At 44.2% G+C, this 16,996-nt stretch carries 15 protein-coding genes; 7 read left to right on the top strand and 8 right to left on the bottom strand.

Features of this window, described 5'->3' with window-relative positions; genetic code table 11:
* The first annotated feature begins 171 nt into the window (after window positions 1-171).
* The 3 genes from JK130_RS05800 (at window position 172) to JK130_RS05790 (ending at window position 2,644) form a co-directional block, all read left to right on the top strand.
* Entirely contained in the window at window positions 172-459 is a 288-nt protein-coding gene (locus tag JK130_RS05800) for a YebG family protein (RefSeq protein ID WP_218353305.1), read from the top strand.
* Window positions 460-563: 104 nt separating this feature from the next.
* Complete coding sequence (locus tag JK130_RS05795; protein ID WP_218353304.1) at window positions 564-1,268, top strand: ABC transporter ATP-binding protein; 705 nt, start codon at window positions 564-566, stop codon at window positions 1,266-1,268.
* Window positions 1,262-2,644: an ABC transporter permease gene (locus tag JK130_RS05790; protein ID WP_218353303.1), complete on the top strand. Its 1,383-nt coding sequence runs from the start codon at window positions 1,262-1,264 to the stop codon at window positions 2,642-2,644. Before JK130_RS05795 ends, JK130_RS05790 begins: the two co-directional genes overlap by 7 nt.
* A gap of 329 nt (window positions 2,645-2,973) precedes the next feature.
* Here the strand turns inward: JK130_RS05790 and JK130_RS16735 are convergent, their stop codons facing one another.
* From JK130_RS16735 to JK130_RS05775, 3 genes are all read right to left on the bottom strand, one after another.
* Complete coding sequence (locus JK130_RS16735) at window positions 2,974-4,068, bottom strand: methyl-accepting chemotaxis protein (RefSeq protein ID WP_218353302.1); 1,095 nt, start codon at window positions 4,066-4,068, stop codon at window positions 2,974-2,976.
* A 354-nt stretch (window positions 4,069-4,422) separates the two neighbouring features.
* Window positions 4,423-4,584 carry a hypothetical protein gene (locus JK130_RS05780; RefSeq protein WP_218353301.1) on the bottom strand — a complete coding sequence of 54 codons (162 nt, stop codon included), beginning with the start codon at window positions 4,582-4,584 and terminating at the stop codon, window positions 4,423-4,425.
* Between the two features lie 133 nt (window positions 4,585-4,717).
* Window positions 4,718-6,034 carry a methyl-accepting chemotaxis protein gene (locus JK130_RS05775; RefSeq protein ID WP_218353299.1) on the bottom strand — a complete coding sequence of 439 codons (1,317 nt, stop codon included), beginning with the start codon at window positions 6,032-6,034 and terminating at the stop codon, window positions 4,718-4,720.
* A gap of 548 nt (window positions 6,035-6,582) precedes the next feature.
* Here JK130_RS05775 and JK130_RS05770 point away from each other — a divergent pair.
* A complete protein-coding gene (locus tag JK130_RS05770) occupies window positions 6,583-7,767 on the top strand; it encodes an MFS transporter (protein WP_218353298.1) in 1,185 nt (394 codons plus the stop codon).
* Window positions 7,768-7,880: 113 nt separating this feature from the next.
* Here the strand turns inward: JK130_RS05770 and JK130_RS05765 are convergent, their stop codons facing one another.
* Window positions 7,881-9,095 (bottom strand): sensor domain-containing phosphodiesterase, encoded by a 1,215-nt coding sequence (locus JK130_RS05765; RefSeq protein ID WP_218353297.1) that lies wholly within the window; start codon window positions 9,093-9,095, stop codon window positions 7,881-7,883.
* A gap of 972 nt (window positions 9,096-10,067) precedes the next feature.
* Between JK130_RS05765 and JK130_RS05760 the strand changes: the two genes are divergently transcribed.
* Window positions 10,068-10,916 carry a siderophore-interacting protein gene (locus tag JK130_RS05760; protein ID WP_218353296.1) on the top strand — a complete coding sequence of 283 codons (849 nt, stop codon included), beginning with the start codon at window positions 10,068-10,070 and terminating at the stop codon, window positions 10,914-10,916.
* Window positions 10,917-11,084: 168 nt separating this feature from the next.
* On the opposite strand, the gene JK130_RS05755 is transcribed toward JK130_RS05760, so the two are convergent.
* Both JK130_RS05755 and JK130_RS05750 read right to left on the bottom strand, forming a co-directional pair.
* Entirely contained in the window at window positions 11,085-11,510 is a 426-nt protein-coding gene (locus JK130_RS05755) for a hypothetical protein (RefSeq protein ID WP_218353294.1), read from the bottom strand.
* Window positions 11,511-11,704: 194 nt separating this feature from the next.
* Window positions 11,705-12,997 carry an NAD(P)/FAD-dependent oxidoreductase gene (locus tag JK130_RS05750; protein WP_218353293.1) on the bottom strand — a complete coding sequence of 431 codons (1,293 nt, stop codon included), beginning with the start codon at window positions 12,995-12,997 and terminating at the stop codon, window positions 11,705-11,707.
* A 428-nt stretch (window positions 12,998-13,425) separates the two neighbouring features.
* On the opposite strand from JK130_RS05750, the gene JK130_RS05745 reads away from it, so the two are divergent.
* Window positions 13,426-13,920, top strand: a complete 495-nt coding sequence (locus JK130_RS05745; RefSeq protein WP_343210982.1) for a DUF2721 domain-containing protein — start codon at window positions 13,426-13,428, stop codon at window positions 13,918-13,920.
* Window positions 13,921-13,990: 70 nt separating this feature from the next.
* Here JK130_RS05745 and JK130_RS05740 read toward each other — a convergent pair whose 3' ends face one another.
* Complete coding sequence (locus JK130_RS05740; protein ID WP_218353291.1) at window positions 13,991-14,611, bottom strand: flavin reductase family protein; 621 nt, start codon at window positions 14,609-14,611, stop codon at window positions 13,991-13,993.
* A gap of 864 nt (window positions 14,612-15,475) precedes the next feature.
* Here JK130_RS05740 and gpmA point away from each other — a divergent pair.
* Entirely contained in the window at window positions 15,476-16,225 is a 750-nt protein-coding gene (gene gpmA / locus JK130_RS05735) for a 2,3-diphosphoglycerate-dependent phosphoglycerate mutase (protein WP_218353290.1), read from the top strand.
* A gap of 291 nt (window positions 16,226-16,516) precedes the next feature.
* On the opposite strand, the gene JK130_RS05730 is transcribed toward gpmA, so the two are convergent.
* Window positions 16,517-16,987 (bottom strand): arsenate reductase ArsC, encoded by a 471-nt coding sequence (locus JK130_RS05730; RefSeq protein ID WP_218353288.1) that lies wholly within the window; start codon window positions 16,985-16,987, stop codon window positions 16,517-16,519.
* Window positions 16,988-16,996 lie beyond the last annotated feature (9 nt).

The following is a 16,996-nucleotide window of genomic DNA, read 5'->3' as shown; positions in this document are numbered from 1 at the left end:
GCTGCCTGGTTAAATACGGTGAGCCTTATAAAATATTAAAGGGCGTGCCAATGGTGAAGCAGTCTTGTTAACAGGTTAAATAAGTTACAAAATGGTTGCATTTTATACTGTTTTTTTATACAGTTGTTTATGTAGTATATTAATTCTTAAATTACCCTCGGGGAGTAAACTATGGCGATCACCGTTCAGTATGTTGTAACTCATAAAAATGTGGAGAAACTCGTGACCACCGACAAAAAAGCCGCTGATCAGTATGACAAAATGTTGGATGCTGCCGATAATCTGGCCGGTTACCTCACTGCTATGGGTATTAAGATGGAAGAAGATAAAATGGAAGAACTTTCTATTCTACTTGCCAAAAACAAAGATTCGGTAGCCAAGCTATTAAAGGGCTCGGCTTTGGATAATGTACTGGAAGATTCGTCTGCGGAAGTGGTCAAACTTCAGGCCGGCCAGTAATCCACGTTAAAGCAATAACAAATTACCGTGTGTTTAATGGTCGAAATTTGTTATAACCATCAGAGAAAAATGTCTTTAACAACAAGGTGGTTTCTCTGGTACCTATGCAACAACCTGTTAGCGATTCTATGTCTTCGGTGGCGATTCAGTTAGATAACATAGTATTTAGTTACCCTGGTACCAGTCAGCCTGTACTTGCTATTGATCACTGGCACGTTGCTAAGGGTGCCCACGTATTTGTTGAGGGGGCATCGGGGTCTGGAAAAAGTACATTATTAAATTTGATCACAGGTACATTAACCCCGACATCGGGTAGCCTTTCGCTACTAAACACACCTTTTTCTGAGCTTTCGGCCCGAAAAAAAGATAAGTTTCGGGCCCAGCACATTGGCGTGGTGTTTCAACAATTCAATTTAATCCATTACTTAAGCGTAGCTCAAAACATTGAAGCAGCGGCATACTTTGCAGGCCGTAAGCAGCACTATACCATCAATAATGCGGCTGCAATGTTGGACAAGCTGCAACTTCCAGATTCACTGCTTCATCAAAAAGCCAGCACATTGAGTGTTGGGCAACAACAACGTATAGCGATAGCAAGAGCTTTAATAAACCATCCTCAAATTGTGATTGTTGATGAACCTACCTCGGCGCTTGATGCCAATGCCCGAGACAAATTTATGCAATTATTACTAAGTACCGCTAAAGATGCGACGCTTCTATTTGTAAGTCACGATACCAGTTTATCCCACCATTTTTCCCATCATTTTAAAATGGAAAACTTAAATTCAGCGCGAAGTATCTCATGTTAAGTCGGATAGCTTTAGCCAGCCTTCGAGAGCGTCGGGTGTCGGTAGTACTTACTCTCGTATCTATAGTAATAAGTGTAAGTTTGCTGATTGCCGTTGAATTTGTTCGAGGCCAGGTTAAACAGAGTTTTACACGCACCGTTTCAGGGGTAGATTTGATAGTGGGGGCGCCTACCGGTCAGTTAAACCTATTACTGTACTCGGTGTTCAGAATGGGTAACGCAACCAATGGGATAGCCTGGGAAGAAGTTGAAAAACTTGAGCAGAATAAGTTAGTAAAGTGGGTGATCCCCCTTTCTTTAGGCGACGCTCATAAAGGGTACCGGGTATTAGGAACAGATAATCGCTATTTTCAGCACTATAAGTATGGCGATGGCGAACCTTTGCAATTTAGTGCCGGTAACGCATTTACGCACCCGTACTCTGCAGTTGTGGGCTCAGCAGTAGCGGCATCGTTAAACTACACGCCGGGCGACAAAATTGTGCTTTCTCATGGGCTGGGCAATGTTAGCTTTCGTCAGCATAGCCAACACCCATTTTCTATCTCGGGGGTGTTGGCTCCTACCGGTACTCCTGTCGACAAAGCTGTGCATGTAACCTTGCACGGTATTGAGGCTATGCACAGCTCGGCCCCTCCAAGACGTACATTACGTCGTATTTCATCTAATGCTGATAGCTTAAATCAAGCTAGCGCGCCTGCTAGCACCCCGACTCACGATAACCCGGATGATGACAATACGTCTCACCGCGCGGTGCATCGTGACGACGCTCATCACGATAATAAGAAAACTTCTGGCCCGGATTCAAACCAGCATAGTTATACGCCTGATAAGGTGACTGCTGTCTTTGTCGGGCTCACCAGTCGTGCCGCTGCTTTACAATTACAATATCAGCTGAATCAAAAGGATAACGCTGCTTTATTAGCAATACTGCCGGGCGTGGCGTTATCGCAATTATGGAGTTTGATGAGTAATCTTGAGCGGTTATTGCTGGCGGTATCGGCTCTGATTTTGGTCGCCTCTTTAATAGGCTTAATTACCATGATGTTAGCCAGCATGCGAGAGCGACGCCATGAAATTGCAGTATTAAGAACAATGGGAGCAGGTCCGGTAACTATTTTATGGCTAATACAGGCTGAAGCTCTTTTCATCAGTGCTCTGGCCTGTGTCATCGCAATAGGCTCTGATGCACTACTGTTCATTATGTTTAGTGAGACTCTTAGTACGCAGTTTGGCTTATTTATTAGCGGTAGCCTGCTTAATACGCAAACCTGGAGCATTGTGGCGCTAGTTATGGCTGCTACCTGGCTGTGTAGTTTTATTCCGGCTTTGGTCGCCTACCGCCAGGCATTGCATTCGGGACTTACCCAACGCACTTAAATAAAAACGTTGTTATTCGCGATTTATGTATACGACGGATTGGCATCGGTATTAAAGCGGGCACAGCAGGGTAGCTACAAAAGCGATGGTACTTAAAGGGTACATGAGCGATGTATAGCCGCTCGTTATTAAAAAACGTATACCTGCATAACCATCGCGCAGTGGTACTTACCTGAAATGCAGTTACGAAAACATTTGAATAAAGTAAAAAATGCAACTGTTAACTAAAAACACCGATAACCTGATTACAAAAACCCCGCGTAGTTAAAGGTTAGCTACCGGGGTCTTATAAGGTATTAAGCATATTGTCAAAACAGCCATAACATGGGCTAGTTTGAAGGCTGAGCCTCGAGTCTGTCTAACAACTGCATAACCTCTTCACTGGCGCGCTCCATTTCCTGAACCATACGTCGTGCTTTAATGTTGTCTTTTGCTGACGCGGCATCGATAGCGCTTTTTCCAGCCTTGTGCACTGCGCTGTGGGGGCGTTCAAGCCGCGAGAATGCGTCACTTTTGCCTAATCTATTGCCTTGTTGTGTTGCATACCACTGCCCTAACCGGCACTGTGTATGGTCAGTAAGCTCTGCAGCGGTCTTACTGCTTTTGCCCCCTAATATTGCATACACATCGCTTTTCCAGACGACCTGGTCTAGCTTAACCGTTTGAATAAAAGTTTGATGAGAAGCACTATTGATGGTTTGGCGCATACTTTCGCAATGGTTGACCATTTTGTCGTAACACACATTAAGATCGTCTACTCCCCCCGCTAATTGGGTATTATTTTCTTGTAGCTGCGAGACCGCGCCTACTGCCGCCTTAGTAGATTGAATGATGCCCTTAACAAGCTCTGCAACTTCACTGGCAGATTTATTTGTTTCATTAGCCAAAGCCCTGACCTCGTCAGCTACTACACTGAACCCCCGGCCGGCGTCTCCTGCCCGCGCGGCTTCAATGGCTGCATTTAACGCCAGTAGGTTTGTCTGATCTGAAATACTGGTGATGGTACTCACAAACTTATTGATGCTGTCAGCGGTGTCTGATAACCCCGAAATTCGCTCGCTCATTTGGCCCATTCTATCGTTTAATGCGGCCATATGTTGGCTGATACCCTGCAACGAATTAGCGCTGGTAGTAAACAGGTCGTTGATATCTGAAAGAGCACTGCTTTCTTCGTTAATTTGTTCATAAGACTGCGACACCCCTTCGCGAATGCCATTTACCTGATGCATAGAATCAAGTAAAGCGCTGTACATGCTGTCTTCATCACTTGCCGTAGCTTGGGCATCCAGCTCATCGGCTCGGCGTCGTTGCTTATCCAGCGCCAACTCCAGTGCATCAATTTTTTCCTGCATCGCAATTTTTTCGGCATCCCGACGCGACAGTTCTTGTTGTGAATTGGTAAATTTGGATTTTAAAACGAGCATAACTGCCTCTGAGTAAACATGAAAACTGCCCTGCCGCACTAACTTCTTTTAATAAAAAAGCCAGGGCGATGGTCCAAAGCAACAATTCAAAAGTCGATACAATGGTCAATCGATGATTGACTAAGTTATTGAGTATTATCGGACACACGAACAAAAACTTAACCGGTTTGTTGCTTAATAAGGTCTTTTACCGTAACCGGGAAATATTACCCAAAAAACGCACTAGCCCATGATCAGATGCTCGAATTAAAAGTAGCTGCAGAAATTAAAAGAAAAGGAATAAGGAACAAAAGGCGGTGTTTTGCCAACCTGTTGTAAGTGAAGTTTGGGACCACTCAATTAAATGTGATCATCTTATTTATGGCTGGTTTTTCGAGGATAGCGCAAGCTAAGCCACACCACCAATTCTAGAGCCATAGCCAACAGAATTAATGCAAAAACACCTGTATGAAAGCCTGCGGCATAGCTAACTATTGCCGATAGTACTGCCATAGTTACCACTATTGCTCTGACCATACCAAGACACTCCATAACTTAACGAATGCTTTTAGCATATCGGGAAACAGCCTATATAGAAAAAATTAAATGTAACAGCCTGTGATTACAGGCTGTTTAAAAAATGAACGGCTAGTGATGACGGGGGACCGGCTTATTGATTTAACTGCTGGGTAAACTGACCAATAGCGCCCACCGCTTCTTTGGCGCCGTTTTGAATGTCAACAATAACTCGTCCGGCATCATCAGCAAGCGTAAAACCTTCATCGGCTTTTTGTTTGCCTTCATTAACGCGTGCAACCGCTTCAGCGGTCAGGCTTTGGTTACGCTGAACCACCGATACAATTTCTTCAGTCGCCGCTGTGGTGCGAGATGCAAGCTGCCTTACCTCATCGGCAACCACCGCAAAACCGCGTCCCTGATCACCGGCCCTGGCCGCTTCTATTGCGGCATTTAATGCCAGTAAGTTGGTTTGTTCAGCAATACTGCTGATGCTACTAATAATAGTCGCGATTTGTTGTGATTGTTCATCAAGCTCGGCAATGCCGGTACTGGCTTCACTCATTTTAGCTGACAAGTCTTTCATTACGGTAACCAGATTATTAATAACCTGACTGCCTTCAATGGCGGCATTATCGGTGCCTGATGAGGTATTTAAAGCAATTGAGGCTGCCTGAGATATGGCCATTTCACGTTCGACCTGTTCGGTAATAACCGTGGCAAACTTAACCACTTTGTAAAGCCTGCCAAACGAATCATAAACCGGGTTATAAGAGGCTTCCAACCAAACTGTTGCCCCGTCCGCATCTATACGTTTAAAGCGGCCGGCTTTAAAATTGCCATTACGTAGTTGCTGCCAGAATTGTTCGTACTCAGGAGAGTTTGCCTCTTCAGAATGACAGAACATACGGTGATGCTGACCGACTATTTGCTCAAGTCGATAACCCATGCCCTGTAAAAACGGGGTATTGGCAACAATAATGGTACCGTCTAAGTTGAATTCGATAACAGCCGTGGAGCGCTGCAAGGCTTCAACCAAATTTTCTTGCTCGCGTGCTTTTGTGATAGTTCGGGTCAAATCGTTGCAGTGTAAGGAAAAGTGCTGAAGCTTACCCTTTAAGTTAATAACCGGCTGAACAACTGCGCGTAACCAGCCTTCTTCACCGTTTTCTTTAACAAACTGAATAATACCTACGTAATGTTGTTCATGACGCAGAGTTTCGCGCAACTTTTTATAGTGAGGAGTTTGATTTGCCGCATCAGGTACAAAGTCGAGCAAGGCTTTACCCACTAATTGCTCTTCGCTATAACCCGTTTCGTCACAAAACTGTCGATTGACTGACTCTATATGCCCTGACTTTGACAAAATACTCATCATCATTTCATCATCAAGATGACGATGAATGTGATGCAAATGTTGTAACTCTTCCTTGAGCCGGTGATTTTCCTGTTTGATTTGGCGGTTAAACATTATTATTTTTACCTGCAAGAAGTGACTGCGCGAACAATCCGATTTGTTTTAGTAGTATATAAATGTTTTTGTATTTATATAGGTCAAAATCTATTCTTGTGTATGAAATATACGACGTTTGGTGTGAAAATTTTTCTTATTCATGCTGCATCAAAAAATCCCAAACGCCACAAACCATAAATACGTACAATAAAACAAAGGCTTACAGATAAAACTTACTATTGGCATGAACCTCGCTTAGTAAATAGTAACTGTTTAGAGATAGTGCTTTGTTAAGTCAGGTTTTTTCCAGCTAAACATCTTCTATCTGACATGAGTTAGAGTATTTGCCTAACGTTGATGAATATTCGATGTCGTATGACAGTTATTCTCCCCCCGGGTCCCCTATGACCCAATCAATACCTCTGATTTTCTCCCGCTGTTTGGCGGGAGTTTTTTTCTTAAGGCCGATGTTGATTTGTCGGTGATATACTAAGTTCAGTGCCGCTTAGTTTTACCGCTTACCTGCCTGCACACTTTAGACTTCTTTTTATCAATGACTGGTTCAAATGACATACCTGATATTATTTTGCGCATTACTGGCGACTGCTGTTGGCCAGAGTGTATTTCTGACAACCGTGCCCTCATTAGGTCGACTGGCAAATCTTTCAGAAATGCAGGTCGCCGTTATGATGTCATCATCTGCGCTGGTTTTTGCTATTGGTGCAAATGTATGGAGCAGATATACCCTGCGCTACGGTTACCGAAAACTGTTGTTACTGGGATTAAGTGGTTACACCCTGGGTACCTTTGTTTTTGCAACTATCTGGTGGGCTGGGCTTAATGGCTGGTTGTCAGGTACTATTCTATTTACCGGACTACTGATAAGTCGCTGTTTGCAGTCTTCAGTTATGTCTGCCACGCCCCCGTCAGTAGTCGGGTATGTGGTAGCCGTAAGCTCATCTAAAGAACGGGCTTCGTCTATCAGCAAAGTGACCTCGGCAAATAATCTTGGCCAGATACTAGGACCGCCGCTGGCAGGGTTGCTGGTTGGTGCCGGAATTTTAGCGCCCTTTTATTTTGTTATTGTGTTTACCCTTCTGGCGATTGTTCTGGTAGCAAAAAAACTGCCCGATCTTAACGCGGCACAAGCGGGTCAGTCAGGCTCTGATACGATAAAAAGTGATATAAAAATTAAGTCCAGCACCCTGCTGTTGATAAGCTGCTGCGTGTGTTTATTTGGCTGTATGGCGATAATGCAGCAAAGTCTGGCTTTTTTCCTGATGGATACACTGGATTTTAGCGCGGTGGGCGCTGCCCGACAGGCCGGCCTAGCCATGATGGTTATGGCGGTATTTTCTTTAATCATTCAATTTACCGTGGTTCAGCGACACTGGTTACGCCCGACGGCATTGATTTACATTGCTCTACCCCTTACTGCTGTAGGATATGCAGTGCTGTACTTTCAGCAGGAACTATTGCATTTGTATATAGGTCTGGCACTGATGGGAGCGGGGTTTGGCGCCGCTTACCCTTCTATTGCAGCTGTAGCCACCGCTCGTTGCGAGGCGGCGAAACAAGCAAAGGTAACAGGGCTTATAACTGCGTCTCCAGCGATGGGGTATATAACCGGCCCACCCATATCGGCGGCCCTGTTTAACCTAGATGAACGCTGGCCTTTTTTGGCAGCCGCGCTATTGATGGGGATAGCTTCACTGGTGGTATGGCTACGATTACCTAACCGTCCAGTATAATGGTTGGGTTCCTTACATTGAGTAAAGCGCCGTTGCGTATTAACTAAATTAGCAGTTCGAAAAGCCCGAAACAAGCGGCTTTACTACATAGCCGTCAAAGCAGCCCTGTGCTTTCATACTGCCGTCGGTATCTTCAGGTTATTGTCCAGTTGCTCAAATTTTACGGGCCGCGAAAAATACCATCCCTGAAAAAAGGTCACACCAAGCTTTGCTAACGTTTGGTATTCTTCTGCGGTTTCAACGCCTTCTGCTACTACCTCGCAATTGAAACTACGCGCAAAAGCAAGCAAACCTGTAACTAACGATTGTCGTTTAGAGTCAAGATGGATGTTAGTGGCAAGACTTAAATCAAGCTTAATAACGTCTGGTTCTATTTCTAAAATATGTTTCAAACTGGCAAAGCCGGCGCCTACATCGTCAATACAAATCTTGAAGCCTCGCTCAATCAACGGGCGTAGATAAGTGCGAAACTCTTCATAGTTGGTCACGCTCACATGCTCAGTAAGCTCGATGCGAACCTGTTCACTGCTTATCTTCGATAAAAGCTCTGGAAGCAAGCCGCTTTCCATCATGCGTGGACTGACATTAATAGATGTTTTTAATTTCAGTTCCCGAGCGCCCGCCATATGCAACCGTTTTACCACCTGCTTTATAATGGCGCTTTCTACTTCAAGACCCAGCCCGACCAGATCGGCATCGTGCAACCATTCGTTGGGCGGACGATAGGGTTGGGTATTAAAGCGTGCCAGTACTTCATAATATTCATACGAACGACTGTGTTTGCCATAAATAGGCTGAAACACTACTTCTATAAGGTTTTCGTCAATCACATTGCGTACAGCTGTACGAAGCTGGTCTTTGTGCTGTTTTGTTGCAAGATTTCGACCCAACACCTGACCGGCATAAGAGGCGATGATATGTAGCAGATCCACGTCTCGCTGAGACAACTGTGAATTGGCGGCTTTGTCGTAACAGCACAAGGTGCCGTATACATCACCATTTTTCAGTGTGATAGGTACGCCAATGTACGCTCCAATTTCCAATTTTTCGGTCACTGGCATACTTCGAGTTATGGGATTGGCCGCCGTATCTTTAATCAAATTAGCCAGTTCACCATTGGCAATTTTGAAGCAGTACGAATTATTAAGCTCATCTGATACACCTGATACCAGCGGGTGTGAGAAGCTGGAGTCATCATTGGCACTGACTAACTCAACTTTGCGTTCATTTTGGGTAAACCGCGATGTAAAAGCGACCTCCATATTTAAGAACTGGCGTATAGCTTCCAATAGCATCGACAAATCAGCGGTACTACTTGAACGTTCCACGCCCATTCCCTCTAATAATTTGCTTATATCCTGCTGCATTCTGATATCTCTGGTATCAACTTCTTAATTTAGACGCCGGTAAACCCTGGTATATTTAACCGTGATTAATATAGGGCTATGTGCGAAAAAGCACGGTGAACGTACACTAAAATACGCCCCTTCATTCTTAGCATGGTTTACTCTGGGAAAATATCAAGCTACAAATATTGACACTGTGCGTCAAAATTCACCACCTTGCATAAAATAGCCATTGCAAACTGAGTCTGTATTGTACCTACCTCATGCGCATAGAATGATTATTAAAACGTAACAATTAGTGTCGTATACCCATTAAGATACCTGGCATTAACAGGTACCGTTCTTAGACATTAGTTGAGTCTATGTAATCTATCTCTGCAAGCTACCACTTTTAAAAAAATTTAACGTATTTAAATACATACCGGTTTATAAGTAGTCTAGGTGATTAAAACGAAAGGTATTGTTATGGTTATTTCACTGATGTAGTCATTTGCTTTTCAGTATCCATGTGTATTCCAATGTTTTGACCGGAGCGGTTGCTCCGGTTTTTTTATGCCTGAAAATAAACGTTCGGTTCGATTTCAAAGTTTGTCTTTTTCAGGTGCTTCGTATCAGGTACTTCCTCTGCCTCATCTTCACTTACCTATCACTGTAGCCAAACTAAAAAAAACGCCTGATAAACTCTGAATTTATTGGTTTTATTGCGCTATGTTGCCTGCCTGCGACACAGTCACAAGTTAAAACGCGGAACATAGGCTGAAAGCATGCCGTGCAATATTTTCATCCGCATTACTTAAGCTTGCTCATACTTATGATAAAAGGGGTGTTCAAGAAGGGAAGTACGCATCTTACTTACAAATTAAGGGGCGGTAATTCCAGGCTACGAGACCTGCCATAGCAGCCCTACCCATTTATTTAGCCTTTTTTATCAAAATTGATGAAGTTTCGAACAAATTGGTTCAAATCTGGCATATCAAAATTCAGACATTTACTTCCTATATTGAGCGTTTTCCGGTGGCATACTGGCAACAATTGAAAAAACTTTTCAGCGCAAAACCTAAACCTGCAATGGCGCAGAGTTTTAGTCTGACCGTACAAAAGATAACTCACATCAGCGAGCATGTTCGCCGCCTTACGCTGGGCGGTTCAGCGGTTCGCCATCTGCCTCAATTACGACCAGGAAGCTGTATTCGTTTGTTGTTTGAAAGTGATGGGCGCCCCTTACAACGCAAGGCGTTACAAGAGGAAGCACTGTTAGAGCGACCCTTTACCGTGCGTTTTTGCGATACCGATATGCTGTTAGTAACGATTGACGTAATGCTGGGCGGGCATCTTCCGGACGGACCGGCTCGTCAGTGGGCTAACCAGGCACGTATTGGTGAAGATATTCAGGTTAAAGGCCCGTGGTTTTCACCTGCATTAAAGGCCAGTACCGACTGGGTATTGCTGGGGGGTGAAGTGCCTGCTATTCCTGCAATTGCACATCATTTGGAAGCGTTACATCCTGCTACCCGCGGCATTGTGGCTATTAATAACAGCGGTATGTTGGAAAATATCCTGTTGAGCAAACCCGTGAATATGGAAATTGTATGGAACAATGGGCGGTTTGCTACATTACCTCAGCTGCTACAAAATATCCCCCGGCCGGCAGGCTCTCCGGCTGCCTGGATTGGCGCGCGCCAACAGGATATTGCACCGCTTTCTCAATGGTTAGAACAAAGTGTGGGGGTACCAGAAGAAGCTTTGTCAATCACCGCTTATGACAGTCAAACAACCCGCCAGGTTTTTCAGGCCGCGAGCTAATGTTTGGGTGAAGTAGCTGACTTATATTTTTACAAACAGACTGTTGTGGCTCAAGCAGTAGCCACATACAGTTTATTGCTACATAGCAATACCTGTCTTCCCTAACGTTCAGCGTCTCGTCTATCGAGTGGCAATAACAGAGCACATACAATGACTATTAGTTACCTTTTAGCGGGTCTCTAGCTTTGCTTCATGCGGCACTTGCTGACGACTTGCCGCTAATACAGGTGTGACCGCTAAAGGTTCATTTTGCTGGCTTTGTATATAATCGCTGACATAACGTATACCGGGTAAGTTACTGCAGGCTTTTTTAGGAACCACATCTAAATGCGGATTATAACTATTAAACCAGCCTGACATCGTATCACTACTGCCATCTGACTTAGCGTAGAGTAAATGATACATTTTAATGAACTCTATCTGCACTTCGCTTTCAGATGACGCTACCTCAAAACCTACCAGCGCGGTTTCACGTAAGGCAATATCACTGACGCCCAATATTTGCGCGGCTTCGCTACTGGTTAAGCCAAGTTCTTCGCAGGCCCAGGTAAAAGCTTTCATTACAACAGCAGGAGGGTTATTAGCTAATGTCATATGATTTTCCTATCAGGTTTTCGATACAGGCTTACTCGTTAATAGAAGCAGCTGCAAGAACTGTGCAAAAAGTGCTCTAAAAGGAAATGCGTGTAAACTTTTTGTTAAAACCGTTTTTCGAAAAATTTATAGTCAGCTCACTAAACCCCTGCCCGTTTTGTTACCTGCATCTTGCTACCTGCTTACTACGTGTATCAATGCAGCTTAAACTTTGGTCCTACAATGTTACTGAGTTTTCGACTAAATAATGTCAATATGCCCTTGAACCAGCCATGCACAGTAAACTGATGATTGTTGTATAATGATACGTACACAATTTTGGCAAGCCGACCTTCTATAAACATACTGCTATTAGACAGCGAGCCCATTAAGCTGCCTACCGTACTGTATTTGCTTAAATGCACTAAAGACCCGTAGTCTTTATACTCATACTGGCTAAGTGATTTGTTTTTAAATACCGCTTCAAGGTTAGTCGCAGCAGTACTGGCCATTTGATGCGCAGACTGAGCCCGTGGCGGTACCCAGCTACCGTCTTTTTGTTGAAACCCACAACAGTCGCCAATGACAAAAATAGTCTCATCAACGGTACTGCGTAGCTCTGGGGTTACCAGAATTTGATTAGCTCGATTAGTTTCAAAAACGTCCATTGCCACTATAAAATCCGGGGCTTTTACGCCTGCCGACCAAACCATCAGGTCAGCTTCAATAAATTCGTCTTCGCTGGTTAAAAAGCCTTTTTCGGTGGCCTCAGATACCATTGTAGATTCGCGTACCTTGATACCCAGTTTTGTAAGCGCTTTATGCGCCGAAAGCGCTATTTTTTCTGGTAGAGCCGGCAAAATTCGGTCTCCTGCTTCAAGAATCGTGACCTTTAATCGATCAGAAGACATCTGTGGCATACCGTACGCACGTGCCAAATTTGCGACATGATGAAGCTGGGCGGCAAGTTCGGTTCCGGTAGCACCTGCCCCGACAATACCTATTTGTAGCTGGCGTTTGTCTCCTGCTTCCTGATTAACTTTAAGTAGTTGATTCAGCAGCGCCCGGTGGAATTTCTCAGCCTGAGGCAATGAGTCCAGGGCATAACAATAGTCTTTAACCCCCGGTGTACCAAAGTCATTGCATACACTACCCATTGCCAGTATCAGATAGTCGTACCGTACCTGGCGCTCAGGTAAAATTAAATGCTCGTTTTCATCATACAGCGGGTCAAGAGTTAGCTGTTTTACCTGGGAATCGATATGGCTAAGGTTACCTAGCTGAAATTGATAGTGGTGCCGAACGGCGTGCATTCGATAATCGACACCGTCAGAGTGTTTATCGATAACCCCGGCGGCCACCTCATGCAAAAGAGGTTTCCAAACGTGTGTACGGTTTCTGTCGATAAGAATAATCTCGGCTTGTTTTGTTTTACCCAGGGACCGACTAAGCTTGGTTACGAGCTCTAGCCCACCGGCTCCGCCTCCTACTACCACAATCTTTTTCATACTTGCGCCTTTACAGTAATCTTTCCAGCCATATGCACTCAGGTTTTGCTATGCCGCTATTTAGCAATGCCGATGGCTGGTGAGACTACACTCGATAATGAACGTCCAGACGTCTAAATACAATAGTATTTTTCGCGATCAGGTTTATTTTATTTTTAACTAAAAAGCCGAGCACCATAGTCAGACAAAATTTTATGACGGCATAAGACAACAGCATAACTTCGAAAAACTGTCATACTGTAACAAAACCGAATCAACCCAGAGTAAGACGCTTTGCACCATCAATAATAACAAGGTACAAACGCCTGCTATTATTAATAATTATCTGAAAAACACAAAGTTGTTATCTTAAATTACATCGATCATACTTTTTTATCAAAACCGGCGAAGCATTTGCATAGTATCGTTTATCAAAAACCGTAAATAACGTGAGTGTAACTTTGGATACATTAATACCCAGCCTTGCTCAACTTATCGAATTTGCCATAGCTCCGGTTTTTCTGCTGACTGGCGTAGCGGGTTTTCTAGGTGTTATGTCAGAACGTTTAGGGCGCATTTCCGATCGTGTCCGGGTTGCTGAACGCCGCATTCAGACATTAGCCGATCCTGAGCTGGTCGAACGGTCGAAACAGGAAATTATTTTGCTGTGGGAGCGAGTGCGTGCAACTAACTGGGCGATAGGTTTTTGTGTAGCTTCAGGATTAATGATTTGTCTGGTTATTGCTCTGCTATTTGCCGGCTCTTTGTTAATTATTGATCTAAAATTACCTATCGTGCTGTTATTTTTGGCGGCCATGTTCTTTTTGGTTTTTGCACTAATTCTCTTTTTAGTCGAAGTACGAATGGCAACACGCGCCATAAATATAGTGCGTACTATTCACAAACCGCGAAAATATCGTCCCGGGCAACCTCCACCACTTTAAATCAAGCCAAATAATTAACCTGCGCCGCCGTTTATTTTGGTGCAGGTTACCTACTATTTTATCGGTTGCCTTATTCTGGCCGTGACATAAATTTTTTATCTGTCTCACTAATAGTAAAATAGTCGCCCGGGCCGCCTCCTCGCGATACCGGCTGGCCAGCAAGCGTTTGGTAACTGCCCTCTTTAAGGGTATCGGGGTGTAAATGTACCGCCACCACTTCCCCAAATACCATCCAACTATTACAAGGCTCACCTTCCTTATTCTGCAAGCGTATAATCTGAGTTTTACGACACTCCATTATCGCCGGGCTGTCTGCAACAAAAGGCACATCCACTTTTCTGGAGACGCCTTTTCTTAAACCGCTTAGTCCAAACTCATCGGTACCCGCATCGACCATGGCGCTCGTCGTGTTCATTTTTTCCATTAACGGTTCACTGACCAGATTCCAGCAAAACTGACCCGTTTCTTCTATATTTTGCACGGTATCTTTGTAGCCAACACTGGCAAAGCCAATAATGGGAGGCGTGTAATTAAAGGCATTAAAGAAGCTATAGGGTGCAAGATTCACAATCCCTTCCTTACTTTTACTGGATATCCAGCCAATAGGACGCGGCGCGATAATAGCGTTGAACGGATCGTGGGCCAGCCCGTGACCACTTTCAGGCTCGTAGTAGTGGTACTTCGTTGACATAGCGTAAGTAACTCCTTTGTCATTTACATCGTTAAGATTACGTATTCTATCGCAGAATAGTTTGTGAACCGACCGAACAACCTGCAGCCGCTATATCTGTTTACTATTTTTGACGATTCAGAGCGCTCATTGAGTGGGATGACCTGGCGTGTAGCACAAGGATTATCAATAACGGTAGGTAGCAAAGCTCTCGATAGACGAATTTATCTATCCCCTACTATAGGCAGGGTTTCTGCTTGCTATTAATTTGAATGCGGATGGTAGCGGAGGTTGCCACCTATTTTGATTAATGTGAAATGTGGGGATTATGCACAGTGTGATACAACATAAGGTACGAGAGGACCCACCAAGCTATGCAAGCTGGGCCATTTCACATTGAAATTTTAAAGCACCGACAAGTAAAACGTAGTGCTTTTATACTGTTGCAACGCATACCATAATTGCGTGTTATTAATGAACAACACGCTTTGGTTTGCCCAGTAAGTCTGGTGTACGAGTTCCCCTGACTTTATTGCGGTAATGCTTAGCAGAAGAATCTAAATCCTCTGTAGCAGCATTTAACAGGGGCCGAGAGGGCCGTTTTCTGGTCTTAGTAACATTGGTTTTAAAACACATACCGCTACCTCATTACAGGCTAAACATCGAAATAATTGTGATAGTGGAAATAAATTTCCTACTTGTAAGATAGATAAAGCACAATGCATGCCAGCTGCAAAATATTATGCCGCTATATTTGTATCTTCGATACGCTGGATTTTATGAGGCCGATAAAGGATGATAATGTAATTCATAGATCAAAATCGGTCACCGCGACCAATACGGCATTCGTATTTTCGTATAACTTGTCTTTAGGGTAACTTTTGTATGTATAAACTGGTACTGATTCGCCATGGTGAAAGCCAATGGAACCTTGAAAACCGCTTTACAGGCTGGCACGATGTTGACCTCACCGATACAGGTGTAGCTCAGGCTAAAAACGCGGGGAAGCTATTAAAAGAGGCTGGCTTTGAATTTGATTTGGCCTATACCTCGGTATTATTGCGGGCTATTAAAACGTTAAATCTAACCTTAGAAGAAATGGGGCAGCATTATTTACCGGTTCAGCGTCATTGGCGGTTAAACGAGCGTCACTATGGAGCACTTACCGGACTAGATAAAGCTGAAACCGCAGAAAAGCACGGTGCCGAGCAGGTAAAAATTTGGCGTCGTAGCTTTGATGTACCCCCTCCGGCGGTTGAAGAAAGCAGCGAACATTTTCCTGGCCAGGATACGCGCTATAGTAATATTGACGCGTCTATTTTACCTAAAGGCGAAAGCTTAAAACTCACTATTGAGCGTGTTTTACCTTACTGGCATGACGTTATTCGTCCCAGCATTCAACAGGGGCAACGTGTGATTATTGCTGCGCATGGGAACAGTTTACGCGCTCTTGTGAAATACCTGGACGGCATGAGCGAAGAAGAAGTTCTTGAGCTGAACATACCCACAGGTGTGCCTTTGGTTTACGAACTGGATGAAAACCTTAAGCCCATATCTAAAAACTATTTAGGCGATGCAGATTCAATTAAAAAAATGCAAGACGCCGTAGCTAAGCAAGGCGCTGCGAAAAAATAGTCCTGGTGAAATATCAGGTCGGAACCACCGCACTAAGCTGTGCGGTGGTTTACGCGTTTAAGCAGAACACACCAGCGGCAGTATTACCGGCACACTTCTCAAAGCCATCCTTCCCACGAGCTAGCCTAAACCAAATAGTGCACCCACCATCAGATTAAGCTGCGTAATCTCTGCTAAGGCTATAACTTCAAAAACGTCGAAAACCAGACTACCGGCTACGACACAAATAATACACAGTACTACCCGCCCCCATAAGCAACACTCTACAAGTCCAATAAAAAATTCTGCTGGTTAGTTTGCGCCAAGTCGATTTAGGACTACGCGCAGAGCATCACCCTCCAGGTTAATCGTAGCAAACCGGTTTAACGCTTTAGCCCGTTCTTCAATCTCTCTTATTATGGCCTCAAAAGCTCTTGCCTGGGCTTCTTCACTGTCTTGTATCTTTGATGGATCGGCCAGGCCCCAATGTACTTTTAACGTTTTGCCAAAATATACCGGACACGCCTCACCTGCGGCCGAATCACACACGGTAATTACCACATCAGGCGCAAAATCTTCAAAGTCATTCCACGACTCACTTTTTAACCCTTCGGTTGGGTATCCAGCTTGCTGTAAATGCTGCAATGTAGCAGGGTGCACTTCACCAGCAGGATGACTGCCGGCACTTTTAGCGTCAATATTGTTGTTACCTAGCTGATTAAAAATGGCTTCGCTTAAAATACTGCGACACCGGTTGTGAGTACAAACAAATAATATTTTCATGCGTTTTCC

This window comes from Alteromonas lipotrueiana, from assembly GCF_019249245.1.
GTDB classification, from domain to species: domain Bacteria; phylum Pseudomonadota; class Gammaproteobacteria; order Enterobacterales; family Alteromonadaceae; genus Alteromonas; species Alteromonas lipotrueiana.
Note: the sequence above shows the minus strand (reverse complement) of the source record. Positions and strands in the feature narration are given on the sequence as shown.